General features: G+C 67.9%; 27 protein-coding genes and 1 pseudogene. 13 read left to right on the forward strand and 15 right to left on the reverse strand.

Annotated elements, in window-relative coordinates; translation table 11 throughout:
- A pseudogene (locus tag ACRDSQ_RS11340) lies at positions 1-898 on the reverse strand (phage tail sheath family protein); the annotation flags it as partial.
- Between the two features lie 206 nt (positions 899-1,104).
- Between ACRDSQ_RS11340 and ACRDSQ_RS11345 the strand changes: the two are divergent.
- On the forward strand, positions 1,105-1,719 hold the full coding sequence (locus tag ACRDSQ_RS11345) for a Pvc16 family protein (protein ID WP_431420830.1): 615 nt from the start codon (positions 1,105-1,107) through the stop codon (positions 1,717-1,719).
- The gene (locus ACRDSQ_RS11350; protein ID WP_431420831.1) at positions 1,716-2,111 is read left to right on the forward strand and encodes a PAAR domain-containing protein; all 396 of its coding nucleotides are present in this window, start codon (positions 1,716-1,718) and stop codon (positions 2,109-2,111) included. Before ACRDSQ_RS11345 ends, ACRDSQ_RS11350 begins: the two co-directional genes overlap by 4 nt.
- A 32-nt stretch (positions 2,112-2,143) precedes the next feature.
- Here the strand turns inward: ACRDSQ_RS11350 and ACRDSQ_RS11355 are convergent, their stop codons facing one another.
- Entirely contained in the window at positions 2,144-2,695 is a 552-nt protein-coding gene (locus ACRDSQ_RS11355) for a hypothetical protein (protein WP_431420832.1), read from the reverse strand.
- 158 nt (positions 2,696-2,853) lie between these two features.
- On the opposite strand from ACRDSQ_RS11355, the gene ACRDSQ_RS11360 reads away from it, so the two are divergent.
- Together ACRDSQ_RS11360 and ACRDSQ_RS11365 are read left to right on the forward strand one after the other, a co-directional pair.
- Positions 2,854-3,951, forward strand: coding sequence for a GNAT family N-acetyltransferase (locus tag ACRDSQ_RS11360; protein WP_431420834.1), 1,098 nt, complete (start codon positions 2,854-2,856; stop codon positions 3,949-3,951).
- 33 nt (positions 3,952-3,984) lie between these two features.
- Entirely contained in the window at positions 3,985-5,568 is a 1,584-nt protein-coding gene (locus tag ACRDSQ_RS11365) for a succinic semialdehyde dehydrogenase (protein ID WP_431420835.1), read from the forward strand.
- Positions 5,569-5,733: 165 nt separating this feature from the next.
- Here ACRDSQ_RS11365 and ACRDSQ_RS11370 read toward each other — a convergent pair whose 3' ends face one another.
- The 4 genes from ACRDSQ_RS11370 to ACRDSQ_RS11385 all read right to left on the reverse strand — a co-directional run bounded on the left by ACRDSQ_RS11370 (position 5,734) and on the right by ACRDSQ_RS11385 (position 10,162).
- Positions 5,734-8,730 carry a helix-turn-helix transcriptional regulator gene (locus ACRDSQ_RS11370; RefSeq protein WP_431420837.1) on the reverse strand — a complete coding sequence of 999 codons (2,997 nt, stop codon included), beginning with the start codon at positions 8,728-8,730 and terminating at the stop codon, positions 5,734-5,736.
- A gap of 25 nt (positions 8,731-8,755) precedes the next feature.
- Positions 8,756-8,923, reverse strand: coding sequence for a hypothetical protein (locus ACRDSQ_RS11375; protein WP_431420838.1), 168 nt, complete (start codon positions 8,921-8,923; stop codon positions 8,756-8,758).
- A 154-nt stretch (positions 8,924-9,077) separates the two neighbouring features.
- On the reverse strand, positions 9,078-9,284 hold the full coding sequence (locus ACRDSQ_RS11380; RefSeq protein WP_431420839.1) for a DUF397 domain-containing protein: 207 nt from the start codon (positions 9,282-9,284) through the stop codon (positions 9,078-9,080).
- Positions 9,281-10,162 (reverse strand): helix-turn-helix domain-containing protein, encoded by an 882-nt coding sequence (locus ACRDSQ_RS11385; protein WP_431420840.1) that lies wholly within the window; start codon positions 10,160-10,162, stop codon positions 9,281-9,283. The genes ACRDSQ_RS11380 and ACRDSQ_RS11385 overlap by 4 nt, the downstream gene beginning before the upstream one ends.
- A gap of 271 nt (positions 10,163-10,433) precedes the next feature.
- Here ACRDSQ_RS11385 and ACRDSQ_RS11390 point away from each other — a divergent pair, with 271 nt between their 5' ends.
- Positions 10,434-10,733 (forward strand): hypothetical protein, encoded by a 300-nt coding sequence (locus ACRDSQ_RS11390; RefSeq protein WP_431420842.1) that lies wholly within the window; start codon positions 10,434-10,436, stop codon positions 10,731-10,733.
- Positions 10,734-11,425: 692 nt separating this feature from the next.
- Here ACRDSQ_RS11390 and ACRDSQ_RS11395 read toward each other — a convergent pair.
- Positions 11,426-11,632, reverse strand: coding sequence for a hypothetical protein (locus ACRDSQ_RS11395; protein ID WP_431420843.1), 207 nt, complete (start codon positions 11,630-11,632; stop codon positions 11,426-11,428).
- Positions 11,633-11,784: 152 nt separating this feature from the next.
- Between ACRDSQ_RS11395 and ACRDSQ_RS11400 the strand changes: the two genes are divergently transcribed.
- From ACRDSQ_RS11400 to ACRDSQ_RS11430, 7 genes are all read left to right on the forward strand, one after another.
- On the forward strand, positions 11,785-12,666 hold the full coding sequence (locus tag ACRDSQ_RS11400; RefSeq protein WP_431420844.1) for a helix-turn-helix domain-containing protein: 882 nt from the start codon (positions 11,785-11,787) through the stop codon (positions 12,664-12,666).
- Positions 12,667-12,686: 20 nt separating this feature from the next.
- Positions 12,687-12,875, forward strand: coding sequence for a DUF397 domain-containing protein (locus ACRDSQ_RS11405; RefSeq protein WP_431420846.1), 189 nt, complete (start codon positions 12,687-12,689; stop codon positions 12,873-12,875).
- Positions 12,876-12,952: 77 nt separating this feature from the next.
- Positions 12,953-13,402, forward strand: a complete 450-nt coding sequence (locus ACRDSQ_RS11410; protein ID WP_431420847.1) for a hypothetical protein — start codon at positions 12,953-12,955, stop codon at positions 13,400-13,402.
- 7 nt (positions 13,403-13,409) lie between these two features.
- Positions 13,410-14,018, forward strand: a complete 609-nt coding sequence (locus tag ACRDSQ_RS11415; protein ID WP_431420849.1) for a DUF3558 domain-containing protein — start codon at positions 13,410-13,412, stop codon at positions 14,016-14,018.
- A gap of 54 nt (positions 14,019-14,072) precedes the next feature.
- Positions 14,073-14,474 carry a hypothetical protein gene (locus tag ACRDSQ_RS11420; protein WP_431420850.1) on the forward strand — a complete coding sequence of 134 codons (402 nt, stop codon included), beginning with the start codon at positions 14,073-14,075 and terminating at the stop codon, positions 14,472-14,474.
- A complete protein-coding gene (locus ACRDSQ_RS11425; RefSeq protein ID WP_431420851.1) occupies positions 14,458-15,399 on the forward strand; it encodes a hypothetical protein in 942 nt (313 codons plus the stop codon). The genes ACRDSQ_RS11420 and ACRDSQ_RS11425 overlap by 17 nt, the downstream gene beginning before the upstream one ends.
- Positions 15,400-15,471: 72 nt before the next feature.
- Positions 15,472-16,515: a hypothetical protein gene (locus tag ACRDSQ_RS11430; protein WP_431420852.1), complete on the forward strand. Its 1,044-nt coding sequence runs from the start codon at positions 15,472-15,474 to the stop codon at positions 16,513-16,515.
- 3 nt (positions 16,516-16,518) lie between these two features.
- Here the strand turns inward: ACRDSQ_RS11430 and tesB are convergent, their stop codons facing one another.
- From tesB to ACRDSQ_RS11460, 6 genes are all read right to left on the reverse strand, one after another.
- Positions 16,519-17,445 carry an acyl-CoA thioesterase II gene (gene tesB, locus ACRDSQ_RS11435; protein WP_431420853.1) on the reverse strand — a complete coding sequence of 309 codons (927 nt, stop codon included), beginning with the start codon at positions 17,443-17,445 and terminating at the stop codon, positions 16,519-16,521.
- Between the two features lie 30 nt (positions 17,446-17,475).
- Entirely contained in the window at positions 17,476-18,906 is a 1,431-nt protein-coding gene (gene pyk / locus ACRDSQ_RS11440; protein ID WP_431420854.1) for a pyruvate kinase, read from the reverse strand.
- An 89-nt stretch (positions 18,907-18,995) separates the two neighbouring features.
- Entirely contained in the window at positions 18,996-19,655 is a 660-nt protein-coding gene (locus tag ACRDSQ_RS11445; RefSeq protein ID WP_431420855.1) for a DUF2461 domain-containing protein, read from the reverse strand.
- Positions 19,652-20,422 carry an aminotransferase class IV gene (locus ACRDSQ_RS11450; RefSeq protein ID WP_431420856.1) on the reverse strand — a complete coding sequence of 257 codons (771 nt, stop codon included), beginning with the start codon at positions 20,420-20,422 and terminating at the stop codon, positions 19,652-19,654. The genes ACRDSQ_RS11445 and ACRDSQ_RS11450 overlap by 4 nt, the downstream gene beginning before the upstream one ends.
- A 68-nt stretch (positions 20,423-20,490) precedes the next feature.
- Positions 20,491-21,423, reverse strand: coding sequence for a trypsin-like serine peptidase (locus ACRDSQ_RS11455; protein ID WP_431420857.1), 933 nt, complete (start codon positions 21,421-21,423; stop codon positions 20,491-20,493).
- A 102-nt stretch (positions 21,424-21,525) separates the two neighbouring features.
- Entirely contained in the window at positions 21,526-21,750 is a 225-nt protein-coding gene (locus tag ACRDSQ_RS11460) for a hypothetical protein (protein WP_431420858.1), read from the reverse strand.
- 279 nt (positions 21,751-22,029) lie between these two features.
- Between ACRDSQ_RS11460 and ACRDSQ_RS11465 the strand changes: the two genes are divergently transcribed.
- Positions 22,030-23,259 carry a lipase family protein gene (locus ACRDSQ_RS11465; RefSeq protein WP_431420859.1) on the forward strand — a complete coding sequence of 410 codons (1,230 nt, stop codon included), beginning with the start codon at positions 22,030-22,032 and terminating at the stop codon, positions 23,257-23,259.
- On the opposite strand, the gene ACRDSQ_RS11470 is transcribed toward ACRDSQ_RS11465, so the two are convergent.
- The gene (locus ACRDSQ_RS11470) at positions 23,260-24,744 is read right to left on the reverse strand and encodes a PstS family phosphate ABC transporter substrate-binding protein (RefSeq protein WP_431420861.1); all 1,485 of its coding nucleotides are present in this window, start codon (positions 24,742-24,744) and stop codon (positions 23,260-23,262) included.
- Between the two features lie 105 nt (positions 24,745-24,849).
- Positions 24,850-25,362, reverse strand: coding sequence for a hypothetical protein (locus tag ACRDSQ_RS11475; RefSeq protein ID WP_431420862.1), 513 nt, complete (start codon positions 25,360-25,362; stop codon positions 24,850-24,852).
- Positions 25,363-25,434 lie beyond the last annotated feature (72 nt).

Here is a 25,434-nt window from a genome sequence, read left to right on the forward strand (position 1 = left end):
AGTCGTAGCCGGCGAAGTCCATCCGCCAGTCCTTGACCTGCTGTGCCTTGAGTCCGGGCGGGGTGTCGAGGATGGCGACGCGGTCGGCCATGAGTTCGCAGTGCGCGATCATGGCCAGCTGCACGGCCTTGACGTCGTCCATGGTCAGCGCGCCGCGCTGGAAGGCGGCCATCAGGTCGGGCACGCTGAGCATGGTGATCTCGTCGATCGCCTCCAGGCCGCCGAATCCCGTGCGGTCCGACGAGTTGCCGACGTACTCGGTGGCGTCGACCTTCTCCGGCACCGGGGGCGGCGCGGTCAGCGCGGTCTCGCCCGGCCTGGGCACGGCGAGCGCCTTGCCCTTGGTCTCCTCCACGTTGATCAGCTTCGACTGCTGCTTGACCACCGTGGCCACATTGTTCGGCCCGCGTTTGGTGCTGACGTTGTCGAAGGTCTCGACCGGCTCGCCGGAGCGCTTGACCACCAGTTTGAAGGTGTCGTCGCCCTCTTCGGAGGCGGGCGCCACCTCCACGGTGAGCTCGGGGTCGACCGAACGGGCGGTGATGGTGAGACCGGCGCCGCTCGTGCCGGGCAGCTCGGCCATCGGCACGGACGTGATCTGGCCGTTCGTGTGGCCGTTGCCCTCCGCGCCCGCGCCGCCGACCCGCACGACGTAGGCGACGCCGCCGCCGTTCTGGAAGTACCCGTACACGGCGTGCGCGAGGTAGTAGCCGTCGACGAAGTCGCCGAAGTTGGTCTTGAACTGCGTCCAGTTGGTCACCAGGACGGGCTCGTGCAGGGGGCCGCGCTCAGCGAACCCCACGAACGCGGCGACAGCGGTGCCGACCGCCTCGATGGGCCGCGAGCCGGAGGACACCTCCTCCATGTACACGCCTGGCGCTAGATAGCTGCTGGCCATCGAAGGATCTCCCTACACCGTCGGGTGGGCCGAGCCCCAGACCGCGGGACTCGTGTCCCGAGCTTGCTGGGCGGGCCGGGGCGAACGCAGTCGTCCGGGGGCGAGGCCTGGGGCGGCCAGGACCGCCCCTTCGGGCGGACTCCGCGCACCGATAGGACGAGCGCCGGACCGCTGCTTCCCCGGCCCGCGGCGCTCACACTGGTCCGGTGATCACCGAGGTGGACGACGCCCTGTGCCTGATGCTCGGCCGCTGCTTGCCGGAGGGCACCGCGGTGCGGCTCGACCCGCCCAAGCCGACCTGGCAGACCGAACGCCCGTCGAAGGTCCTCGACCTGTTCCTCTTCGGCCTGCACGACGACCCCCGGGGCCGCGAGTCCGGCTGGGGCGAAACCCGAGACGAACGCGGAGCGGTGCTGTCCCGACAGCAACCGGCACGCAGGTGCGCACTGTCCTATTTGGTCACGGCCCGCGCCCCCGGCGTCGGCGACGAACACCGGTTGCTGGATTTGGCCCTACGCACAATGATTTTCGCCGACTCGATCCCCGCCGACTGCCTCAGCGGCACCCTGGCAGAAACCGGCGACCCGGTGTTCCTGTCGGTGTCACGGGACGACCCGGGCGAACTATGGAGCAGCCTCGGCATGCCCGCCCGAGCCGCTTTCATCATCTCCGTTAGCGCGCCTTACCTCCCGCCGGTCGAAACCGACTTGGCGGCACCGGCCGAACGAATCACGTTGCGCTCCAACCAAGAGGTCCCCGCCCCACTCGCACCGACGGGCAACAAACGGTGGGTCCGCACCCCGGTCGGCGACCCGACATGAGCTTCGCGGCCAAAATGGGCGACAAGGTCACGGCGACCGACAATCACATAGTGATGGTCCCGTCCCCTGGCGGCCCGGTGCCCACCGTCACCCCACTTCCGTTCGTCGGCAATATCACCGGCGGCTGCAGCCCGGACGTGATGGTCGGCGGGCTGGCGGCGGCGGTGACCGGAAGTACGGTCACCAACTCACCCCCGCACGTAGTCCCGCCGCCGTCCACCTTTCAGGTGCCGCCGACGAACCAGGGGACCGTCCTCAAAGGAAGCTCCAGCGTCCTGATCAACAACAAACCAGCCGCCCGTCATGGCGACAAGGTGAACACCTGCAACGACCCGGTTCCGCTACCCAAGGGCACCATCATCGCCACGGGCACGGTGATGATCGGCGGCTGACGACGGCACACGCTTTGGCTTTGATGTCAGCGTCAGCGGCTTACCAGTGGGCCGGGGGCGAAGGGCACTGCCACCAGCACCATGACGCCCACCGCCGAGAGTTCGTGGTCGTGTCGGGCGAACCAGGTTCGGGCGTCTGGTGAGCCGTCCCAAGGTTGGGTGTCTTCGTGGTGGGGTAAGGCCGAGACCTCCAGGGCATACCCCACTTCGCCCGACACGCGTGCGTCTCCGCGGATGTAGCCCACCGCACACTTTCCCGTGAACGCCACCCGGTTAGGTGGGCGGAAAGTGCGGCCCGCCTGGGTGAAGACGTGTCCCGCGCCCGAGGTGACCCGGGCCGTCGTGGAGCCGATACCGCCGACCATCACCCCGGTGGCCACATCCCGTAGGACCGCGAGGCTTCTGGTTCGCACCTCGGCAACCGAGGTTTCGGGGGGCGTGGTGGTCATCACGTCCAAGTCGCCCCGCAGGGTCAGTGAGACGGCTACGGCGACGTGTCCGATGTCGACGGATGCGGCTGCTATGGGGGTGTCGGGCAGGGTGTAGCGAAACGCCTGGGCCTGGGAGAATTCCGATGTACCCACCATGTCGCCGCCTCGCCGCGTGTGGTCCGGAACCGACCGTAGGCCCGGTCCGCCCGGGGCTACGAGGGCCGAAGGGGCAGCGGTTCGGGCGGCAACCCATCACATGCCCGAAACATCCAAGCCCCCGACTGGCAATCTTCGCCCTGCATCCTCGAAGCATGGACACGACCACCGCGACCCAGCCCACGACCTGGCGGCTGCGTATCCGCCTGGACGATCGTCCAGGCACGCTCGCCCGGGTCACCACCCGCCTTGCCGCGCGGGACTGCAACGTTCTCGGGCTCTCGGTGCTCCCGGTGCCCGGCGGTGTCATCGACGAGATCGTCGTGAGCACCCCGGCCGGTACCGAGCCCGCGTCCCTGATCGACGACATCCGGGCCGAAGGCGGCCGGTGCGTCGGCATCACGCGCGCGCAGGTGCGGCAGATGGTCGACCGGACCACGGCCGCCCTCCGCGCCGCCGGTGCCGCACTGCGTGACCAGGCCGCGACCGCCGAGGCGGTGCGCACGATGCTCGGCGCCGACTCGGTGCGCGTCGCCGAGGACGGTGACGTCGAGCCCGACGCGAGCGGGCATCTCGCGGTCCTGCGGCTGGGCAAGGACACCACCCTGGTCGCCCGCCGCGGGTGGGCGCCGTTCACCGAGGTGGAGCTGGCCAGGGTCGCCGCGTTCGGTGAGGTGCTGACCGCCGGGGTGACCGCCGCGGGCGCACCGAGCGCGGTCATCGCGAACAACGGCGCGGGCATCGTCCTGCGCCCCGGCACACCCGCCGACGGTGACGCGGTCGCCGACCTGCACGCCCGCTGCTCCGCGCAGACCCTGTTCGCCCGGTACCACTCCGGGCTGCGCACCCTCCCCCGCCGCTGGCTGCACCGCCTGCTGCAGCCGCCGCGCGGCAAGACGCTGCTGGCGCTGTGTGGCACCGAAGTCATCGGGATGGCCCAGCTCATCCGCACCAACGACCCGGCCGAGGCGGAGATCTCGCTGCTGGTCGAGGACAGCTGGCAGCGCCAGGGCGTGGGCACCGCGATGATCGACCGGCTCGGCGGCATCGCCCGCGCCGAAGGCCACCGGCGGATGATCGCCTGGTGCCTGCCGCAGGAGATCGGCTTCGAGCGGGCCGCCCGCGCGTCCGCCCACCCGGTGACTGTGCGCTACGAGGACAGCATGCTCCGCGTGGCCATCACGGTGGACGCGTCCCGCCGGCCGGATGACGTGACCGCCACCACTGCGACGGAAGGTGCTACCCGGAAGTAACATGGACGCTCAGTGTCGAGCGAAGGAGCGCCCATGAGCACGGCCACGACGTCAGCGACCATCGGTGGAGTAACCGGCGCGCCCACGGTGGTCCGTGCGACCGAACTGGTCGACCGCGCCGTCACCGGCACGGAGCCGACCACGGTGCAGATGGCCGCGCCGTTCACCGGCGAGCCCGTCATCACGCTCCCCCAGATCGACGACGCCGACGTGCGCCGCGCGTTCGCCCGGGCCCGGGTGGCCCAGGCGAGTTGGGCGGCCACGTCGGTGGCCGACCGGTCGCGGGTCTTCCTGCGCCTGCACGATCTGCTGCTCGAACGGCAGAACGAGGTCCTCGACATCATGCAGGTCGAGACCGGCAAGTCCCGGCTCGACGCCTACGACGAGGTCGCGGTCACCGCGATGACGGCGTCCTACTACGGCCGCAAGGCCGCCAAGTTCCTCGCCCCGCGGCGGCGCGCGGGCGCGCTGCCGGTGTTCACCCGGACCACGCAGGTGCGCCACCCCAAGGGTGTCGTGTCGATGATCTCCCCGTGGAACTACCCGCTCGCCCTCACCGGCATGGACGCCATCCCGGCGCTGATCGCGGGCAACACCCTCGTGCAGAAGCCCGACAACCAGACCGCGCTGTCCGCGCTGTGGCTGCAGGAACTCGCCGAGGAGGCCGGGCTGCCCAAGGACGTCTGGCAGATCGTGCTCGGCCGCGGCTCCAGGATCGGCACCGCGCTGATCGAAGAAGCCGACTACCTCGGCTTCACCGGCTCCACCGAGACCGGCAAGGGCCTCGCGGCCAAGGCGGCGGCCCTGCTGACCAGCTACTCGATGGAGCTCGGCGGCAAGAACCCGATGATCGTGCTGCCCGACGCCGACGTCGACAAGACCGCCGCGGGCGCGGTCACCGCGTGCTTCTCCTCCGCGGGCCAGCTGTGCGTGTCGGTGGAGCGGATCTACGTCCACGAAAGCATCCGCGACACCTTCACCCGCGCATTCGTGGCCAAGACCAAGGCCGTCAAGATCGGCGCCGACCTGTCCTACGGCCCCGACCTGGGCTCGCTGACCTCCGCCGAGCAGCTCAAGACGATCGAGCACCACGTCGAGGACGCCCGCGGCAAGGGCGCCACCGTGCTGGCGGGCGGCAAGCCGCGACCGGACCTCGGCCCGCTGTTCTACGAGCCGACGATCCTGACCGACGTCCGCGAGGGCATGCTCCTGTTCGCCGAGGAGACCTTCGGCCCGGTCGTGTCGATCTACGGCTACAGCGACGAGCAGGAAGCCGTCGACCAGGCCAACGCCACCCGCTACGGCCTCAACGCCAGCGTGTGGACCCGCAGCAGGCGCTCCGGTGAGCGGGTGGCCAAGCGCATCCACGCGGGCACGGTCAACGTGAACGACGGCTTCGGCGCCGCCTTCGGCAGCCTCGACGCGCCGATGGGCGGCATGGGCGAGTCGGGGGTGGGGCGGCGCAACGGCGAGGAAGGCCTCACCAAATACACTGAGGCCCAAACCATTGCCGCTCAGCGGGTCGTGCCGCTGCGCGGGTGGAAGGGAATCCCGTCGACGGCGTGGACCAAGGCACTGACGATCGGCCTCAAGGCTCTCAAGCGCCTCCCACGCTGATCGGCGTGCAAGGGGGAATTGAGCCGGTCCAAGCTCGCGGTGTTGTTTCGACGAGGTCTTCGGCTCGGCCGGTTCCTGCTTCATGTCGGTCCCCGGCTCCTGAGGCCAAGGGGCCGGAGACCGGACACCTCGTCGTGTTCACCATGACGGTGGTTCTGAGCAGGCTCAGGGCGTGGCGTTCGACGACTGCTCGGTGAGCAGGCCGCGCTCGTAGGCGACCGCGACGGCTTCTGCCCGCCTGCTCGCGCCCAGCTTCGCCATGATCCGGCTCAAGTGGACACTCACCGTCTTCTCGCTGATGAACAGCTCGTCGCCGACCTGGCGGTTCGTCCGACCCAGCGCCACCAGCCCGAGGACCGCCCGCTCGCGCGGGGTGAACAGGTCGACCTCGTCGCGGGTCTCCACGTTCTCGTCGAGTGAGACCCGTCCCCGGCGGGCCGCCTTGCGGACGGCCTCACGCAGCGGTCGGGCACCAAGGTCGGCCGCCACCGTGTCGGCCCGGCGGAGTTCGACCGCGGCCTCGTCGCGGCGGTCGGCGGCGAGCAGGGCCTCGGCCAACCTCCTGCGGCACACCGCCTGCTCGTACACCGCGCCGTAGTCGAAGCCGTCGACCGCGGCCCACCACAGGTCCGGGTCTCCCGGACCGCCGACACGGCTCAGTTCCGCTTCGGCGCGGGCCAGCCAGGCGCGGCCCTCAGGACCGAGGGTGCCGGTGAGGGGACGGCCGTCGCGGGCGGTGTCGCGGGCGAGTTGGGCCAGCCGCCGGGCTTCGACGGTCGAGAGCTGAGCCGCCTCCACATCCCGGCGGGTCGTGGCCGCGGCGACGAGGTCGGCGTGGGCGGCGATACCGAGCGCGGACATCCTGATCGCGGCGAGCAGCGTCGGCCCACCCGCCTGCGCGACCCATTCCAGGGTGTCGCGGACCCATTCGACGGCGCGGTCGGGCCTGCCGCGCCAGGTCGCCAGTTCGGCGCCGACACCGCCTGTCACCAGCGGGATCTGGATGTCCCGATGCCAGTCCGACCGCAGTTCGTTGACCAGCCGCTCGGCTTCGGCGAAGCGGCCACGACCCGCGGCGACGTGCGCCCCGACGGCGGCCAGTCGCGCCGAGACCGTGCTCGACACCCGGTGGCCGGGTGGTTCCGCCGCCGCCTCGCTGCCGTCCCAGTCCCCCGCCGCGTACCGCATCACGACCTGCACGACCCGCAGCTCCAAGCCGAAGGCGCTCCAGGTGAGGCCGGTCTCGCGGGCGCGGTCGACACCGCCGTCCACGGCGGTGATCGCGTCGGCCAGCAGGCCGTGCTCGTAGAAGTTGATCGCCAGGAAGAACCGGGCGCGCAGCTCCACGGTGATCGCCTCGACTGCCGCCGCCCGCCGCATGGCCTCCACGAGCATGTCGCGGGACTCCTCGGCGAGCCCTCGGGACTCGGCCAGGATGGCAAGGGTGATCAGGCCCTCGGCCGCGGGGCCGCCCGCGTCGACCGCCTCCGCCACCTCGATGGCCTGGCGCGCGTACCGCTCGGCCTCGTCGCGGCGGCGCAGAGCGCGCAGGATCGTCGCGTACGCCGCGAGGACCCAGGCCTGGTCGGGGCTGGGCGGCCGCTCGGCGACCAGCGCCCAGGCCTTCTCGATGTTCTCCAGCGCCTCCTGCTCGCGCCCGTCGAGCACGTAGAGGGCCTGCGCCAGCCTGCGGCGCAGAGTCGCCTGGTGCTCCGGCTCCTCACCGCGGTCGGCGGCCTTGACGGCGGACCGGGCGAACGCGATGGCCCGTTCCGGGTCCCCGGACGTGCCCGCCACCCAGGACGCCCGCCGCAGCAGGGTCAGTTCGCTGACGTCGGGCCGGTCGGCGGCCGGGACCGCCTCCCACAGCTTCAGCGCCCGCTCCAGGTGGTCGAGCGCCTCGGCGGGCGCGCCCTGCCCCTCGGCTTCCTCCGCGGCCTGCACGGACGCGGTCAGCGCGGCCCCGAGCGCGTGGCTCTCCATGCTGTGGTGGGCCAACGCCGCCGCCGTGCCGCAGGTCGCGCACTCCTTGGACAGCTCCCGCGCGTACGCGGCGTGCAAGCGGACGCGCTCGCCGGGCAGGAGGTCGCCGTAGACGGTCTCCCGCATCAAGGCATGCCGGAAGGCGTAGACATCGCCATCCCCAGGCACGAGAACGTGGTGCTGCACCGCTTCGCGCAGCGCTTCCTCAAGTTCGGCGTCCCCAAGGTCGCTGACCGCGCGCAGCCGCGCGTCCGGCACCCGTCGACCGCCGACCGACGCGGCCCGCACCGCGCTCTGGGCGGCGGGGCTGAGGCGTTCGACCCGCGACATGAGGACGTCGACCAGCGTGGTCGGGATGCCGCCGCCACCTTCGGCGGTCGCGGCGAGCAGTTCCTCGGCGAAGAAGGCGTTGCCCTCGGACCGGCCCGCGACCTCGCGCAGCACCGGCTCGCTGAGCCGCTCCTCGGCGAGCGCGGCGACGAACAGGCGGGAGTCGGCGTTGTCGAACGGGGTGAGCTGGATGCGCTCGACCTGCGGGAGCCGGACAAGTTCGGCGAGCAGGGGGCGCAGCGGGTGCCTGCGGTGCAGGTCGTCACTTCGGTAGGTGCCCAGGATGAAGAGTTTCTGGCCGCGCAGGCGGGACAGGAGAAAGGACAGCAGGCTGCGGGTGGAGGCGTCGGCCCAGTGCAGGTCCTCGAGGATCACCACGACCGGCCGCTCGGCTGCCAGGTCGTTCAGCACGCCGTGCACCGCGTCGAACAGCTGCAACTGGCCGATGTCCTGCTCCGAGCGGGAACCCGCTGAGGGCATCCCCATGCCGGAGGTGAACGGGCCGGGATCCGGCGTGGGGGCGGCGGTTCCAGGGAACAGCCGGGCCAACGCGGTCCAGTCACGCACCCGGTCGCGCACCGGCGAGAGCGCCTCGGCGATCGGGAGGTACGGCAGACCCGCCTCGCCGATGTCGAGACAGCGGCCGGTCAGCACCAGCGCGCCCTGCTCGACGGCGAAGGCGGTCACTTCCTCGGTCATTCTCGTCTTGCCGACTCCGGCGTCGCCCGCGAGCAGGACGGCTCCGGCCCGGCCGGACGCGGCCGCGTCGAAGGCGGCGCGCAGACCGCGGAGTTCGCGGCCGCGCGCCACCAGCGGAATTCCAGAACCCAGACGCGGCATGGCTGGCATGGTCGCACAACCCCGGCGCGCTGGATCAGGTGGCCGAACGCTCGCTTGTTCGAGGGGCGCTTCGGTGCAGGATCCGGTTCAGCCAGGACGGCCCAGTGCGCTTGACCTCGTGCAGGTGCAGCCTGCTGGTGAGGTCCCGCGTGCCGTTGCGCCGGTAGCTGATCTCTGCGTTGATGGCCTCGGTGGTCCACATCTGCTGTCTCCTCATCGCTTCGAACTCCAGTGATGAGAACAGTGCCGCTGAGGCGGGTGGCCCGGCATGGGGTGATCACGCAGTCCTGAGCCGCGGACCCCTTACCCGCCGCCGGTCAGGGGCGCACGGCGGCAGGTAAGGGGTCCGTCATGACTCAGCGAACGTCGAACTCGTCGCCCTTCAGGGCTCCGACGAACACCCGCCAGTCGAGGTCGGCGAACGCCAGCTGTCCGTGCTCCGCGTTCTTGGAGTCACGAACCGCTGTCGCGCTGGTGCCGACGGCGAGCTCGACACAGTCGTTGCCCGCGCCGCTGCGGCTGCTTTTGCGCCATTCCGCGCGGGCAGGCCCAGAAACGGTCACGCCCCGCTCCTTTCGTTCTTTCCGGATTCGCGACCCAGCCGATCGGCTGTCCGCCGGACCAGGTCGACGGTGTCATCGGGCTTCAACGCCGCCGCGCGCAAATGGTCGAACATCAACGTATACCGGCGGACGTCCGACGGCTGTTCCAAGTAGACACCCGAAGTGGTGTTCTCGACATAGACGACATCAGGATCGGCCTGTTCGGGGAATCCCAGGATCAGAAACGGGGTCTCCATTCCGGCATGCGCGCCGGTGGCGAACGGGACGACCTGCAGGGTCACGTGCGGCATCGCGGCGGCGTCGACGAGCCGGTGGAGCTGGGCGCGCATGACCTCGGGTCCGCCGACGACGCGGTGCAGCACGGCTTCGTCGATGACCGCCCAGTACTCGGGCGGGTGCGGCCCGGTGAGCAGCCGCTGCCTGGCCAGCCTGCCCTTGACCCGCTTGTCGATCTCGTCGTCCTCGACGTCGGGGCGGATGGCCCGGATGACGGCGCGGGTGTAGTCCTCGGTCTGCAGCAGGCCGGGGACGAGCAGTGCCTGGTGGGTGTGCAGGAACGCGGCCTCGGACTCCAGGCCGACGAACGAGCCGGTGAAGACCTCGGTGTACGCGTGCCACCAGCCCTTCTGCCGGGCCTCTCTGGCGAGCTGGACGAGGGCTTCGCGCCGGTCCTCCTCGATGCCGTAGAGCTCGAGCATGTCGCGCACATCGCGCGGGGTGACCCCGACGTGGCCGGTCTCGATGCGGCTGATCTTCGACGCCGAGCATTCGAGCTTGTCGCCGACCTCGTCGATCGTGAGGTTCGCGGCCTCCCGGAATCTCCTCAGTTCACCCGCGAGCCGCCTGCGACGCACTGTCGGGCTGAGGTCTCGCGCCATGTGGTTTCACCTCTTTTCAACTGCGGGCATAACGACCCCGCCCACTGGTGGGTGCGACTGGGTCCGCGCACGGCAAGTCTCAATGCTGATCTTGTCGGACACAAGGGACTCTCCTCCGCGTTTTGCGGCCAGTCTGTGAGCGGCTCACCGGACGCGCTCGCGCCGTCACCCGATCGTGTATTGCAACTTGCAGAATGCCACCGCGACCACGCAGTCTCTCTAGGAAAGAACTGTCTTGCGGGTATCCGCGCCACCGATTGGAAGGACCCGGGTGAACGAGTCGATCTTCGGGCACATGGAATCGTCGTTACAGGACTATCTGTCCACGCTCAGCACCCGGGCAACGGAGAGCGGTGAGCACGCCGCCGCCGAACTGGCCCGCGGCGAACTCCCCCGCATCGTCTCCGCGCTGCAGGCGCTGCTGGACGAGCACCACCCGGACGCGCAGGGCCGCTGCCCGACCTGCCGCACCCGGCTGTTCACCAAGGCGCCCGCACCGTGCCGCGCGTACCTCACCGCGCACCTGTGCCTGCTGATGACCGAAGAGAGCGAAACCCCGCTCTACCGCTAGAACCGTACTCGTAGGTGCTGTATCACCCGATGCGCAGAGCGACGCAGTGCGAGCAGGCCCGCAGGTCATGCCTCGTGCCGATGTCAGGCAGGTCGGCGACCAGCAGTGCGTCACACAAGGCGAACTCGGGCCGGTACCCCCGAATGTGTGCGACATGATCCTGCAAGACGCCCCGTCCCCATCCTGCGATGTCCCATACCCGCGCGACACAAACCGCGCAGTGCGGCCAACTCCCCCAGATGCGCCGGAGTTCGGGCACATACAGGCAAGGTGACCCGCAGACCGCGTAGTAAGTCACGCCGCAATGGTGGGTCGCCGTTCGCGCGTCCTCAGCCACCCAGTGCCGGAGTTGCCGGAACACCCCGACCTGCCAATTGCGCCCTACATCCGCCACGGCGAGGCTCCTTGCCGGTCGGCGAGGCGATCACCGTGGATAAGTAGGCACGCGAGACAGCGTTCGCCCGCATCTGTGCAGAGAACCCTCGTGTTTGGCGCGGTGTGCGAGCACATCGCCTCCGAGTAGAACTGCGACGCCTGGTCCGTCTCGAATGCGTGAACTCGGTCGTCATAGACCGACAACAACCATCTGGGCTCGCTCTGCACGGGTGCTCCACGGTTGAAGGGCGGCCCGCGTCGATGGCGGGGAGACCGACGCGGGCCGCGATGGTGAGCGCACAGACTGCGCTCGTGGCTTATGCGAGGCGCTGGTCGATCGACTCGGGGCGCGAATGGCCCCTGGGCGGCAGGATGTCCGCCTCCCGGCAGCGCCGCAAGCGCCGCTCCTCCGCCTCGCCGAGGGCGAACGCGATCAGGCCAATCATGAGCAACAGCACGGAAAGTCCAGCCCCGACGAATCCAAGCGCGACGCTGAGCCCGTCAAACTCGCGTTGATCAACCACGACCTCGCCTTTCCTCGCCATCCGACAAGGAGGACGTTACGATGTAAGTTACGGCTTAGCTAGTACACGATCGGTTGGCGTTACTTGTCCATCGATTGAGGGAGCGGGCATCGTTGTCGTCACCTGGTGATCACCATCCGAAAGGACCCACGATGCTCGGCGCCGATCCCGTCGTCACCCAGATCCAGCTCGGCTTGCTGTTGCGGACACTGCGAACTTCGGCCGACTTGACGGCGCTGGAAGCGGGCGCGCACATCGGTCTGACCAACGCCAGCATGAGCCGGATCGAGGGCGGCAAACAGGCAATCAAGCCTGACGACGTGTTGGCTCTGCTCGACATCTACCGAGCGGATGACGCGGCTACCGCCGAGGCGTTGAGACTTGCCTCAGTGCCTCGGCCGCGTGCTCGCCGCAAGCGCGGGCAGTCGTACCGCGACGCCGTGCCGAACTGGTTCAAACGGTTCCTGGTTATGGAATCGGAGGCCAGCGATGTTCTTGTGTACGAGAACGAGACGGTCACCGGCCTGTTGCAGACCGAGGACTACGCCCGGATTCTCCTGCAATCCGGCGCGCCGATGGCGGGAACCCACGAGATCGACAAGCAGGTCGACCTGCGGATCAGCCGCCAGCACATTCTCACCCGCACCGATCCGGCACCGCCCCTGCTCGACCTGATCATGCACGAGTCTGTGCTGCACCGGGTGATCGGCGACGACAAGATCATGGCGGCCCAACTCAAGCACCTTGTGAAGGTCTCCAAGCTGCCTTCAGTCCGCCTCCAGATCCTTCCCTTCCACCCGAAACCCACCCCGAACCGTGATGAGGCATTCACGGCCAAGAGCCAGTTCATGCTGCTCAGGCTGCCCGAGCAAGGCACCGTGCTGTACCTGGAGGACTTCACCGGTGCCACTTATCCCGAGGACTACACCGTGATCGACCAGTATGCCGCGAGCTTCCAACGGCTGCGTTCGGCGGCGGCCGACCCTGCCGAGTCCCGCGCCTTGATCGGTAGAATCACCAAGCAGTACGAGTAGCCGCCGACGAGAGGACCGCAGTGGCCGAGAACTTGATCGACGCCAACTGGCGCAAGAGCAGCCGCAGCGGCAACACGGGCGCCTGCGTCGAAGTCGCCCTGTTGCGCGACGGATCCGCCATCCGCGACTCCAAGAATACCTCGGGCAGCGCGCTCACCCTGCCCACTAACGCATGGGACGCCCTGCGCTCGGCGATCAAGGACGCCTGACAGTTCACCGAAAGCGACCTGCCGACTCCGCAGAGTCGGTAAGCTCCCACGCAGGAGCCAGGAAGCAAGGGGGAACGATGCCGGACGAGCACAATCCGAACGTCGACAGGCAACTCGAAGCCGAGGTCGCTGTCGGACGAGCCGTGAATGCGATCGATCGCATCGTCCCAGGCAACGTCGCACCATTGAGCGCGGGCGGCGGCGGTGCGGGCGGCCAATTCCGTATCGCCAGCGTGGTTGAACTCGACTCCATAATCGCCCAGTGGACAGTCATCCGCAACAAAATCGACTCCAGCGGCGACAAACTGAGGCGTGCGCGCGATTACGTCGAGCCACCCGCCAAGGACGAGATGAGCGCCAAAGAAGCCAAGGCGACCAGGAATAGTCTTGAGACTGCGATCGATCACAACATCGAAATGAGCAAGTACGCGCAAGGCTACATCGACAAGCTTACGGACGCTCGTAACAGGTATCAGAACACCGAAGGTCACAACACGGCGACCGTGCAGCACTCAGACGGAGCATGACACCGCAATGAATCATTCCACCCGAATCGCACTCGCGATCGCGGCTTTCACCTTGGTCGGATGCACGGCTGAGCCGGGCAATCCGATGCCTGCCAACACCCCGTCGACGGTCACATCCGGGAACGAACCGTCCGAGGACAAAAGCTACGGTGCACCCCGTGTATCTGATCCCATCGAGGCGGCAGCGTTCATTGAGAACCCGTGCTCGGTGCTAACTATAGACCAAACCGCTACGCTCAAACTGGAGAAGGAAGGTACGCCCAAAGATCTTGGCAGCAAAGACCCTTACTGCACCTGGAATAGCGATGATGATCGGGAGCATTACACCTTCGGCTGGTTGGCGTCCAACAAGAACGGACTGGCCGACACTTATCGCGCCGACCGATCCGATCCTGATTTCGCCGCCTACTTCGAACCCGTCACGGTCAGCGGGTATCCTGGAGTGTTCGAAGATGGCAAAGACCGGCGTGATGGCGGCGAGTGCAACATGGTCGTCGGGGTCCGAGATGAACTAACCTTTCGAGTCGGATCCACGCGCGGACCGGGCAAGAAGTCGTGCGAAAATATCAAGGCCATCGCCGAACAAGCGATCGCCACAATGAAGACCGGGGCATAATCCGCTTACCCCACGATACCGGCAAGTCAACCGCTGCGACAACGGGGCGTGTAAATGAATCCCGAAAAGAATACCGGCTATTCGACGTCCTCCGAGGCGCTCGAATACTATCTATCCGCCATTGTCAATCCGGCGCTGGAAAATTTTGACCGGATAGGAAGCCAACTTTTCGCGACGACAGGTGTGTCTCGTTCCCAGATGCTGGGGCGGCCACTGCTGACCGGGGGAAACGAATTCACCGACTCATGCAAACGAATGCTTGACAAGTTTTTCGAGACCCATCACGCATTAACCGAGCGACAGCAGGCTCTCGTTCAGACCGTCACCAGGTTTCGAGACAATCTGCAGCAGTCTGACGCGGCGTACATACACACCGAAGCCGAGGCTACTCAGTCATTAACAAACCTGGTTGGCCGACTAGAAACGAGACTGGACACCGATGGCGCCACCGGATAGGCAACCTGACCCGTATCACTCAGCCGCAGCCGGTGTCGACAACACCTTCGGCCACGCCGGCGAAATTGCCGCCTGGGTTGAGTGGCTTCTCCACCCGGAACAGCACGGACATGACCGAACGATCATCCTGCCAGGTGGCAACAAGATCGAACATACCGGCAACCTGCCCATAGAAAAGAGCGATTCCAACGGCCCGCTGATGCCTGACGCGATCGAGCCGATCGAGTACCACCCTTACGAATCGGCCATCGAAGGATGCTTCACGGAGCAGTTCTTCGACCCCGCACTCGCACTCTCGGGACAATTGTTCGACGAGTACAGCGATCTAAGTAGAGTATTCGAAGGACTGAGCAACGCGTACTGGCAGAATGACGACTGGAACGGAAAGCTCAGCGGCGGGTTCGAGGACCTTCGGCACGTCTGGGATGGTGCAGCGGGCAGTCGCGCAGGCGAGTTCCTTGGGGCCATCGACGACTGCATGACAGACTTCACAATAATCGCGAAGGAAATGTCTGCGATATCCATCGCGTACGGCGCGATAATCAAGACTGCCCGAGTGAACCTCAACGAAGCCATGGGTAAGCTCGTTGATGCCTTCCACCACAAGTTCTACACGCGTGAGGCTCCATGGGACAAGATCTTGATCAAGGGACTGAGCGCGATCTCCGGAGCCGCGCTGGCTTATGTCACCGCGGGTGGGGCTGCGGCGGCTTGGGTAGCCGGATTGACGACGGCGATGGACAAGACCATCGACAGCGGCGACGGCGCCAACATCGGGGGCGCGAAGTGGCGCGAGATCGTCGACAATTACTTCGTTGCCCAAATGAAGATCTTACAGAACGCCCGCGATGAGATCGACAAGCTACACGACGCCGTCGCCGGGCTGGACGATCGTCTGGCGAATATGCCGAAGCTCCCAGGCTGACCAGGTGGTCGCGACGTACGGATTGGTTTGCGGATGAAGCGGGCGAGTTGGTCCCTGGCTCTTACTCTTGTCATGGCCGTTTCCGGATGCACCTCAGATGACACCGAATCGGCACGACCCGAGCCGACGCGGGTGGAGTTCCCAAAAGTCGAACCGCCGAAGGATCGAGACAGGCAGGCCGCGACCAAGGCGTTGCGCGAGCTTGGTCTCTGCACGTTGCTGGATCCGACCGCTGTAGATGCTCCGGCAGGGACAAAACCCGTGGAAACGAGCGTGAAGCGATGCACGCTGTTCAAGGCCGATGGTGACGACCACTTTGCCGCCACTATCGACGATCAGTTCGACCGCGAGAAGAGATACCGCGCGTCATCGATCAACCTTGGTGGCGCCAAAGCGTATCAGCTGTTCGATCCTCGCTCCGGAACCTGCGAAATGGCGATCCCGGTGAGTTTCGAAGTGGCCGTCTTGATCATCGGGATAAAGGGGCCGCGCTCGAAATCCGGAGATGTCTGCATTCCGACGAAGTCAGCCGCCGACGTGGCGGTGGATAAGCTTGGCTCTTTGGTGTTTCGATCGAATGAACCTGACCAGGGCCTGATCGGCGCCTGTGTCGACTTCCCGTACGGCTTGGACTGTCTACCGAACAGCGATGTACCTGTACCAACCGGCGGTGACGTTGTGCTGGCTGCCGCCGATGGCGATCCGCGAGTGACATGTGCGTTCGCCCGCGAAGCGGTCACCAGCAGGTTCGGAAAGCATCTCGTGGCGGTTATCACCGATCCAGCGCGCTGCTTCTTCGTGGAACCGAGCCATACGGTGGTGATCGAGATATCCGTACACTTCGACAGCGCCCTCAATGACACAGCCCGCACACGCGGCGGACAGAACACCACACTGGCGGGCCGTCCGGCGACGTCGGGCACGAGCACGGGCGATGGCTACGACGAACGTCGTCTGTGTCTTTTGCCAGTTTCGGGAGCAAGGACCGGGCTGCTGTGCGTTGCGGCCCACTTCTTGCCTGGTCGCGGTGTCGATGGCCAAGTCCCTATCGACACCAAGGCAGCGGCCCATCTTGAGCCCACGGTTGTCGACATTGTTTCGAGGTACTTCACCTGAGAGTCAGACGATCCGGATCAGTCCTTCTTGGACGACGGTCGCGATGAGTTCGCCGGACTGCGTGAAGAACCGGCCCGTCGCGAGACCGCGTCCACCGGACGCGCTTGGGGAAACGCAGTCGTAGAGGACCCATTCGTCGGCCCGGAACGGCCGGTGGAACCACATGGCGTGGTCGAGGCTGGCACCCATGACGTTGTCGGTGCCCCAGTAGACGCCGTGGCGGGCGAGGATCGCGTCGAGCAGCGTCATGTCGGAGGCGTAGGCGAGCACGCAGACCTGCAGCAGCGGGTCGTCGGGGAGCGTGCCGTCGGCCCGCATCCACACCTGGTTGCTCGCCTCCCGGGGCCCGGTGTCGCGCGAAAGCCACGGCGGTTCGGAGACGTAGCGGATGTCGATCGGCCGCGGCCGGTCGGCGATGCGGCCGAACTTGGCCTTCAGCTCCGGGGTCATCAGCTCACCGTGGGTCGGCAGCCCGTCCGGCGCGGGCACGTCCGGCATCTTCTCGGCGTGCTCGACCCCTTGTTCCACCTTCTGGAACGACGCCGACAGCGCGAAGATCGCCTTGCCGTGCTGCACGGCGACAACCCGGCGGGTCGTGAAGGAGCGTCCATCGCGAATCCGGTCGACCTCGTAGACGATCGGCACACTCGGGTCGCCACCGCGGATGAAGTAGGCGTGCAGCGAATGCACTCCGCGCTCCGGCGGCACCGTCCGCCCGGCGGCGACCAGGGCCTGACCGGCGACCTGCCCGCCGAACACCCGCACCGGCGAATGGCTCGGGCTGACCCCGCGGAAGATGTTCTCCTCGATCTTCTCCAGATCGAGGAGAGCCACCAGCCGGTCGAGAACCGCCTGTCCACGAGGGACACCGTCAGCCGTGAGCGGCTCCTGGTCCAACGCCTCAGCCGCCGCCCGCGCAACCTCAGTCATCGCTCGACCCTAGTCGACCCAGCGCCAGGGTCAGGCGTGGTCTTCCTCGCCCAGGCGGTGGACGCGGATGAGGTTGGTGGAGCCGACGGTTCCGGGCGGGGAGCCCGCGACGATGACGACAAGGTCGCCGGGCTGGTAGCGGCCCATGGCCAGCATCGAGATGTCCACCTGCCGGACCATCTGGTCCGTCGAGTCCACCTGGGGCACCAGGAACGTTTCCGTGCCCCAGGTCAGCGCGAGCTGGCTGCGGACGTGCGGTTCCGGCGTGAAGGCCAGCAGCGGCAGCTTCGTGTGCAGCCGGGCGAGCCGCTTGACGGTGTCGCCGGACTGGGTGAAGGCGACCAGGGCCTTGGCGTTGAGGCGCTCGCCGATGTCGCGTGCCGCGTAGGAGATCACGCCGCGCTTGGTGCGGGGGACGTGGGTCAGCGGCGGCACGGCGTCCGGGGTGGTCTCGGTCTCGACGGCCTCGATGATCCGCACCATCGTCTGCACGGACTCGACGGCGTAGCGGCCGACGCTGGTCTCGCCGGACAGCATCAGGGCGTCGGCGCCGTCGAGGACGGCGTTGGCGACGTCCGAGGCCTCCGCGCGGGTGGGGCGCGAGTTGTTGATCATCGAGTCGAGCATCTGGGTGGCGACGATGACCGGCTTGGCGTTCTCGCGGGCGATCTGGACCGCGCGCTTCTGCACGATCGGGACGTACTCCAGGGGCAGCTCGACGCCGAGGTCGCCGCGGGCGACCATGATGCCGTCGAACGCCAGGACAACGGCTTCGAGGTTGTCGACCGCTTCCGGCTTCTCCAGCTTGGCGATCACCGGGAGCCTGCGCTTGCCGACCCGGTCCATCACCTGGTGGACCAGGTCGATGTCGGCGGGCGAGCGGACGAAGGACAGCGCGATGAAGTCGACGCCCAGGTGCAGGGCGAACTCCAGGTCCTCGATGTCCTTTTCGGACATCGCGGGCACCGAGACGTCCATGCCGGGCAGCGACAGGCCCTTGTTGTTGCTGACCGGGCCGCCCTCGGTGACCTCGCAGACCACGTCCTGGCCGTCGACCTCGAACACGGTCAGGCCGACCTTGCCGTCGTCGACGAGCAGGCGGTCGCCGGGCTTGGCGTCGTTGGCGAGGCCCTTGTAGGTGGTGGAGACGCGGTCGTGGGTGCCCGCCACGTCCTCGACGGTGATCCGCACGACGTCGCCGTTGTTCCACTGGACGGGACCACCCGCGAAGGTTCCGAGGCGGATCTTCGGGCCCTGCAGGTCGGCCAGCACGCCGACCGCGCGGCCTGCCTCGTCGGATGCGGCGCGCACGAGGTCGTAGACCTCTTTGTGGTCGCTGTGGCTGCCGTGGCTGAAGTTCATCCTGGCCACGTCCATGCCCGCCGCCACGAGCTCACGGAGCTTCTCCGGAGTGGCGGTGGCAGGTCCCATCGTACAAACGATCTTCGCGCGTCGGCTCACGAGTGGCAGCTTAGACTGCCGAGCTTGACCGATCATGATGTACCGGCCAGTAAGTTAAGTTTCGATTCAGATTGTTCAGCCTGCGGAGATCAACTGGACACCGCGACGCCAACATGGTCCCTGGCCCATTCGTTGAACGGCCGCAGCTGACGCCACGCCTTGCGCACGCGGTCGAAGCACGCGCGCTCGTGCAGGACGTCGTCGGGCTCCCAGACGCGCACCGCGTAGACCGAGCGGTAGCGCAGCAGGTCGATCCGCTCGTGGTCCTTGTCGTATCCGCGCGGAGCGGACTTGAGCTGGTCGCCCTTGATCTCCCAGCCCGCCCGCTTCAGCGTGGCCAGGATCGAGCGCAGCCGCTCACCGTGGATCTCCTCGGCGACCCCGGCGCGATACCGGGCGAGTTGGTCGGACTCCAGGTGGAAGCAGCCGCCGCCGGTGCGCAGCCCCGCCGGGCTGACCTCGACGTAGTAGGCGCCGCCGCCCCGACCGGCCTCGATCACACCGCCGCAGTTGGTCTTGTACGGCGTCTTGTCCTTGGCGAAGCGCACGTCGCGGAAGGGCCGGAACACCTTCGGCGCGCCGAACTCGCCGCCGAACTCCTTCTCCAACTCCCCCAGCAGCGCCTGCATCGGCGCGCGGACGTCGGAGTCGTAGGTCGCCTTGTTGGCGTCCCAGTAGGTCTTGGAGTTGTCGGCGACCAGGCCGTCGAAGAAGTCGACCGCGTACTCGCCGAACCCTTCGAACCTCACACCCGTTCCTCGGGGGTCAGGTCGTGCGCGCGGCGCAGCCGGGCCGCGGCCTTCTCGTCGACCTCGTACTCGACGTCGTCGATGACCGAGATCGGCCGGACCGGGCTCAGCGCGTTGGTGGCGAACGCGGCGCGGAAACCGGACAGCTCCGACATCGCGACCGGCCGCACCTCGTAGTGCAGCCCGCTGCGGTTCATCCCGCTCTGGATAAGGCCCATCGCGATGCCCGGCAGCACCGGCGCGCTGGGCCAGACGACCTTGTCGCCGTCGAGGAAGCAGATGTTCCAGGTGGAGCCCTCGCACACCTGGCCGTCGGGGTTGACGAACAGCGCGTCGTCGAAGCCCGCCTTGCGCGCGATGCGGCGCTGGTAGAACAGCCCGAACGTGCCGACGTGCTTGACCTGCGGCAGGTCGCGCTGATAGCCGGCGGTGCGCACGCGCAGCGGCGGGGCGTCGTCGGGCGGGAGTTCGCCGAGGGTCACGACGACGTCCGGCTCCACCTCGGCCTCCGGCACCCGCGGGTCGAACTTGGGGCCGAAGACGTTGGCACGCGCGTAAACCGCCTGCGTGCGCCCTTCGATCGCGCGCCGGAGCTCGGCGCGGACCAGGTCCTCGGCGATCCCGAGCCCGAACACCACACGGGCGTCGCGGTCGAGTCGTTCGAGGTGCCGGGCGAGGCCGCGGACCCGGCCGCGGTCGACCCGCATCGAGGTGAAGTGTCCGTAGTTCACCAGGGCCATCGACTGGAGATCATCTTGCGCGCTCATCGCCTGCAGTCTCGCATGCCCGGCAAGGAACACGGCCCCGCGGACCACCCCCGCGGGACCGTGTCGCGTCAGCTCGCCTGCGCGGTGTTGTAGAGGTTCTGCGCGTCGGCCCCGAAATACGGGCCGAACATCCAGTTCGGGAAGAAATTGATCTTGTAGCTGTTGACCGAGTTCTGCACGCCGACGCCGGTTCCCTCGACGAACGACTTGAACCACGGGCCGCCGCTGGACCCGCCGGTCATGTTGCAGGTCATGCCGATCCCGTTGCTGAGGAACGCCGAGAACGTCCCACCCGAACAGTAGATCAACTTGCTGCCGTCGTACGGCGCCGCGGCCGGGTAGCCGAAGGCGTACATGTTCTGCGACTTGGGCTGGTTGAACGCGATCCCCTGTGCCCCAACGACATCGGTCAGGCTCTGGCCGTTGAGCGGGTTGACGACGGCGGCGCCGACATCGTAGTTGATGTCCTCACTGGCGTTCCACTGCGGCGTGACCATCGTCGCCTTGGCCGTCCACGTGCCGTACGGCGCGTTTCCGTCGTTGTAGCCAGGAACGAACACGAAGTTCGTGTGGTAGGCGCCGTCGAGCTTGACGCAGTGCCCGGCGGTCATGACCGTGCTCTTGTTGGCGCTGGTCACCGCGTTGCCGCTGCAAGAGGCGTTTCGGCCCTGGTAGGTGAAGAACACCCGACCCACGGTCTTCACGACCGACCCGGCCCCGGTCCACGCGCTGCCGCCGTTGGGGTAGGCGGTCGGCGAGATCACCCGCGGCAGGCCTTTGGCGACTGTGGACACCAGCCGGGAGGCGTCCACGGTGAGCGCGTCGAGCGGGACGGCCTCGCGCATCGCCTTCGCCGTCCAGTGGGCGGCGACCGCGCGCGCCTCCGCGGCGGTGTCGGCGGCGAGGTTGACCGCGGGAGCGGCGGTCGCGCTGGGAGCGAACAGGATGGACGAGACGAGCGCGGCGGCGGCAACAGCAGCCCGGACCAGATGTCGGTTCATGAGCACGGCCCTTCACGTGGCGTGAATCATCAACAGGGTCACCGAGTTGAAAGTTACTCAGATTCCCGCCGCGACAGATCTGGCTTCCGGGTGAACTTCGAGCTACCAGCCGAGCTCGCCCACCGCGGCCGCCAGCGCGGTCGCGGCTTCCGGACACCACTCGGTCTTGTCCGACGCGACCGCCCGCAAGTCGATCGCGACACCGTCGATGTCGACCCGGACGTCGCAGGCGTACTCCATCTCTTCCACGACGACGCCCTTACGGCCACCGACGTCGACGGCGCGCTTGCCCTCGACCGGCGCGGCCTTCGTGAGCGACAGCCACACGCCGCGGAACTCCCCGTCACCCCACGCGCACGCCGCACCCTCGCGCCGGGGCGCGGGCGGCGTGTGGAATCCGGCACGGTCTCATTGCCGGAACGTTCCCCCGCCGTCAACGATCGCGAGTTTGGGACGGCCGACCCGGCCAGACCCGCTTCCTTAGCTTGACGAACAGCGGGAACAGTCCGCGCGAACAAAGAACGTTGACACCTCATGGGAAGCAGCTCACAGTCAGGAAACGGGTTACTCGCCGGTAACCGTCCCTGCCGTCTCCAGGAGATCACTGTGACGTTTCGTCTCTCCCGCCGCTTAGGGGTGTTGGCCGTCGCCGCGGGCGTGGCCGCCGCCGGGCTGTTGGCCATCCCGAGCGCGAGCGCCCAGCCGTTCTACGAGACCCCGACGACCCTGCCCGCCAACAACGGCGACATCATCCGCAGCGAGCCGTCGATCTTCTACCTGGACCCGATCAAGCTCATCAAGATCGACGCCAATGTGCAGCGGATCCTGTACCGCTCCACCGACCGCACCGGCAAGCCGATCGCGGTCAGCGGCACGGTGATCACGCCTAAGTCCGCGTGGTTCGGCGTCGGCGAGCGGCCGATCGTCGGGTACGCGGCGGGCACCCAGGGGCTCGCCGACCACTGCGCGCCGTCGCGGCAGCTGACGGTGGGCAGCGAGTACGAGGGCCCGTTCGTGCTGGGCCTGATCACCCGCGGCTACGCCGTCGCCCTCACCGACTACCAGGGCCTCGGCACCGACGGAATGCACACGTACATGAACCGCGTCGTGCAGGGCCACGCGGTCCTCGACTCGATCCGGGCGGCCCAGCGGCTGCCCGCGGCCGGGGTCCCGGCGAACGGGCCGGTCGCGGTTCACGGGTACTCCCAGGGTGGTGGCGCGGCGGCGGCGGCGGCCGAGCTGGCCCCGACCTACGCGCCGGAGCTCAAGCTCAAGGGTGTGTCGATGGGCGCGGTGCCCGCCGAGCTGTCCGCGGTCGCCCGGACCCTCGACGGCAGCCTGTACATGGCGTTCCTCGGCTACGCGACGTCCGGCTTGGCCGCGGGCTACGGCATCGACATGGGCCCGTACCTCAACGCCACCGGCAAGCAGGTCTTCGCCGACGTCGCGGGCAAGTGCACGCTGGAGGCTCTGCCCGCGGCGGCGTTCAGGAAGTCGGCGACCCTGACCGCCGACGGCAAGCCGATCACCGATCTGCTGGCGAACAACGCGCTGTTCAAGACCGTGATCGACGAGCAGCGGATCGGCCGGATCAAGCCGACCGGCCCGGTGCTCATCTCGCACAGCGCGCTCGACGACGTCATCCCGTACAGCGTCGGCAAGACCCTGGCGTCCGACTGGTGCGACAAGGGCGCCAACGTCCGGCTCGCCCCGAACCTGGGCCCGACCCACGTCGGCGGCGCGGTCGCGAGCTACCCGGGTGCGTTCGCCTGGCTGGAAGCCCGCTTCGCCGGGCTGCCCGCACTGTCGAACTGCTGGGCGGTGCCGTTCCTGTGACTACCTGCACAGCGTGCCCATGAGGTCCTGTGGGCCGTCGACACAAGGGACGTATCCGGCGCGGCGAAGGATGTTCTTCGCCGCGTCGGAGTTCATGTACTCCAGCAGCGAGTCCACGAGCCTGCCGTTCTGCGGCGGGCCGTAGGTGTAGAGGTACTCGACCGCCCAGAACGGGTAGCCGCGCTTGATCACCGCGTCGAGGTCCGGGTCGCGGTCGTCGAGCTTGACGCGGTTGAGGTTGGTGTACTTCGTCGTCGCGCTGACCTCGGCGTAGCCGATGGCGCCGGGCAGCCGGTCGACCTCGTCGAGCTGCGCGGCGGTCGAGTCGTACTCGCAGCGGGTCACCTTCGCGGTCGGGTCGCGGTCGCGGCGGACGCAGTCGTTGGACGATAAGCCGGGTTCCGGCCTGCCTAATACCTTCTCCTCGAACGCCAGCCGGGTGCCCGAGCCGCCACCGCGGCTGACGACGCTGATCGGCAGGTCCGGGCCGCCGAGCTGGTTCCAGTTCGTCACGTCCCCGCCGAAGATCGCCTTGACCTGGTCGCCCGTGAGCGCGTGCCGCCCGGTGGCCTTGTTGACCACGATCGAGAACGCCACGACGCCGACCGGGTGCGGGGTCAGGTTGTGGTAGTTGCGCGACGCGGGCCCGTCGGACATCACGATGCGTGCCTCGCGCTGCGCCGGGTCGTTGCGGGCGACGTTGTCGAGTTCGCGCAGCCCGTCGAGGCTGCCACGGCCCTGCACGGTGACGGCCGCCGAATCGCACTGCTTCAGGTAGGCGTCCACGATGTCCTTGGCAACCGGGTCGAACGCGCTCGAACCGGTGATCTTGACTTCGCCCGCCGCGCAGGTCGTCGGCCGCGGACTCCACGGACTGCTGATCAGCAGCGCGAGGGACGCTCCCACGAGGAGCATTGCGATGCCGCTGAGCACCACACTCCGTTTGCTGGGCCCGTTTCCGGTCGTCGTGTCCCGGACGATCTTCCCGCCGCTGAGGAACCCGACGCACGCGACGGCGGACTTCGGCTCCGGCTTGCCGGTCAGCAGCACCAGCACCTTGATCCGGTTCTTGCGGTTGAGCGGGACTTTGGGCAGCACCAACTCGGTGTCCCCCACCGGCGGCCACGACTTGTCGCGGGCGACGATCCGCATGAGCGTGTCGTCGGCCTCGATCACCTTCGCGTCGACCACCCGCCTGCCGCCGAACTCCAGCGTCAGCGGCTCACGGAAGTCGTCCTCGCGGATCTCCAGGCTGCCGGTGTTCATGATGCGCACCAGCGCGAAGCTCGGCTCCTTGACGACCTCGCCCTGGTATCGCCACTCGACTTCGATCTCGCCGCCGTGCGTGGGCGTCACCCCGACCGGAGTGTCCAAATGGACCCGATAGCTGATGCGCTTTCGCTTGAGCCACAACGCGGCCAGATAACCGACCACCGAAGCCGCGAGTCCCGCGAGTCCGACCGTCGCTTCCAGATTGTTCGACACCCAGGACATCGCAGGCGCCACCTCCTTGGCACACCGTAGAAAGCACGGCCTGCCAAGAAGATCGGCTTCACCCGACGTTCGCCGGATGTTCAGCGCACCGCGCGGTCAGTAGACCAAGTGCCAGCGGGGCGGTTCACCCGGACTGGCGCTGCGGCACACCACCGCGCGGAAACCCACGAACGCGAGCTCCCCTGGGGTGTCGCACTCTTCGCCGACGGTGACGGTGTCCGGCGCCGGCTTCTTCGTCTTGGTGGGACGCCCAGTGGTTGTGGTCGTGGTGGGGACGACCGACGCGGGTGGGCCCGCGAGGACGGTCGACGCGATCGGCGGCGGTGGCAGCGAGACCACCGACTCCGCGCGCGGACTGCCCTGCCGCGTGGTCGTCGTGGGCGTGGTGGTGACCGGCCTTCGCGTGTCGGCGCCCGCGGGCTGCGGCCGGGGACCGTCGGACATCACCGACACGACCCCGGCGACGATCCCCAGCGCGACGACGAAAGCGCCGATCTTGAGGCCGAGCAGCACCCCGTCACGCTTCTCCGGCTTGCGGTGGCGGGCGCGGGGCGCTCTGTCGGGCTCAGGCGTGCCGCCGTCCTCGACGGGCGGTATCACCGTGGACATGGTCCCCCGAGTACGCGATGGTCAATTTGGTTTCAAGACCATAACGCACCGCTGTGCCTGCTTGGCAATACC

The sequence above is a fragment of the Actinokineospora sp. genome, from assembly GCF_050699995.1.
Lineage (GTDB): Bacteria > Actinomycetota > Actinomycetes > Mycobacteriales > Pseudonocardiaceae > Actinokineospora.

Excerpts from the sequence above, each read along its gene's own strand:
- ACRDSQ_RS11350 (WP_431420831.1), top strand. The coding sequence starts at position 1,716 with ATGAGCTTCGCGGCCAAAATGGGCGACAAGGTCACGGCGACCGACAAT.
- ACRDSQ_RS11360 (WP_431420834.1), top strand. The coding sequence starts at position 2,854 with ATGGACACGACCACCGCGACCCAGCCCACGACCTGGCGGCTGCGTATC.
- ACRDSQ_RS11365 (WP_431420835.1), top strand. The coding sequence starts at position 3,985 with ATGAGCACGGCCACGACGTCAGCGACCATCGGTGGAGTAACCGGCGCG.
- ACRDSQ_RS11370 (WP_431420837.1), bottom strand. The coding sequence starts at position 8,730 with ATGCCAGCCATGCCGCGTCTGGGTTCTGGAATTCCGCTGGTGGCGCGC.
- ACRDSQ_RS11375 (WP_431420838.1), bottom strand. The coding sequence starts at position 8,923 with ATGTGGACCACCGAGGCCATCAACGCAGAGATCAGCTACCGGCGCAAC.
- ACRDSQ_RS11385 (WP_431420840.1), bottom strand. The coding sequence starts at position 10,162 with ATGGCGCGAGACCTCAGCCCGACAGTGCGTCGCAGGCGGCTCGCGGGT.
- ACRDSQ_RS11400 (WP_431420844.1), top strand. The coding sequence starts at position 11,785 with ATGCTCGGCGCCGATCCCGTCGTCACCCAGATCCAGCTCGGCTTGCTG.
- ACRDSQ_RS11410 (WP_431420847.1), top strand. The coding sequence starts at position 12,953 with ATGCCGGACGAGCACAATCCGAACGTCGACAGGCAACTCGAAGCCGAG.
- ACRDSQ_RS11415 (WP_431420849.1), top strand. The coding sequence starts at position 13,410 with ATGAATCATTCCACCCGAATCGCACTCGCGATCGCGGCTTTCACCTTG.
- ACRDSQ_RS11420 (WP_431420850.1), top strand. The coding sequence starts at position 14,073 with ATGAATCCCGAAAAGAATACCGGCTATTCGACGTCCTCCGAGGCGCTC.
- ACRDSQ_RS11425 (WP_431420851.1), top strand. The coding sequence starts at position 14,458 with ATGGCGCCACCGGATAGGCAACCTGACCCGTATCACTCAGCCGCAGCC.
- ACRDSQ_RS11430 (WP_431420852.1), top strand. The coding sequence starts at position 15,472 with ATGGCCGTTTCCGGATGCACCTCAGATGACACCGAATCGGCACGACCC.
- tesB (WP_431420853.1), bottom strand. The coding sequence starts at position 17,445 with ATGACTGAGGTTGCGCGGGCGGCGGCTGAGGCGTTGGACCAGGAGCCG.
- ACRDSQ_RS11450 (WP_431420856.1), bottom strand. The coding sequence starts at position 20,422 with ATGAGCGCGCAAGATGATCTCCAGTCGATGGCCCTGGTGAACTACGGA.
- ACRDSQ_RS11455 (WP_431420857.1), bottom strand. The coding sequence starts at position 21,423 with ATGAACCGACATCTGGTCCGGGCTGCTGTTGCCGCCGCCGCGCTCGTC.
- ACRDSQ_RS11475 (WP_431420862.1), bottom strand. The coding sequence starts at position 25,362 with ATGTCCACGGTGATACCGCCCGTCGAGGACGGCGGCACGCCTGAGCCC.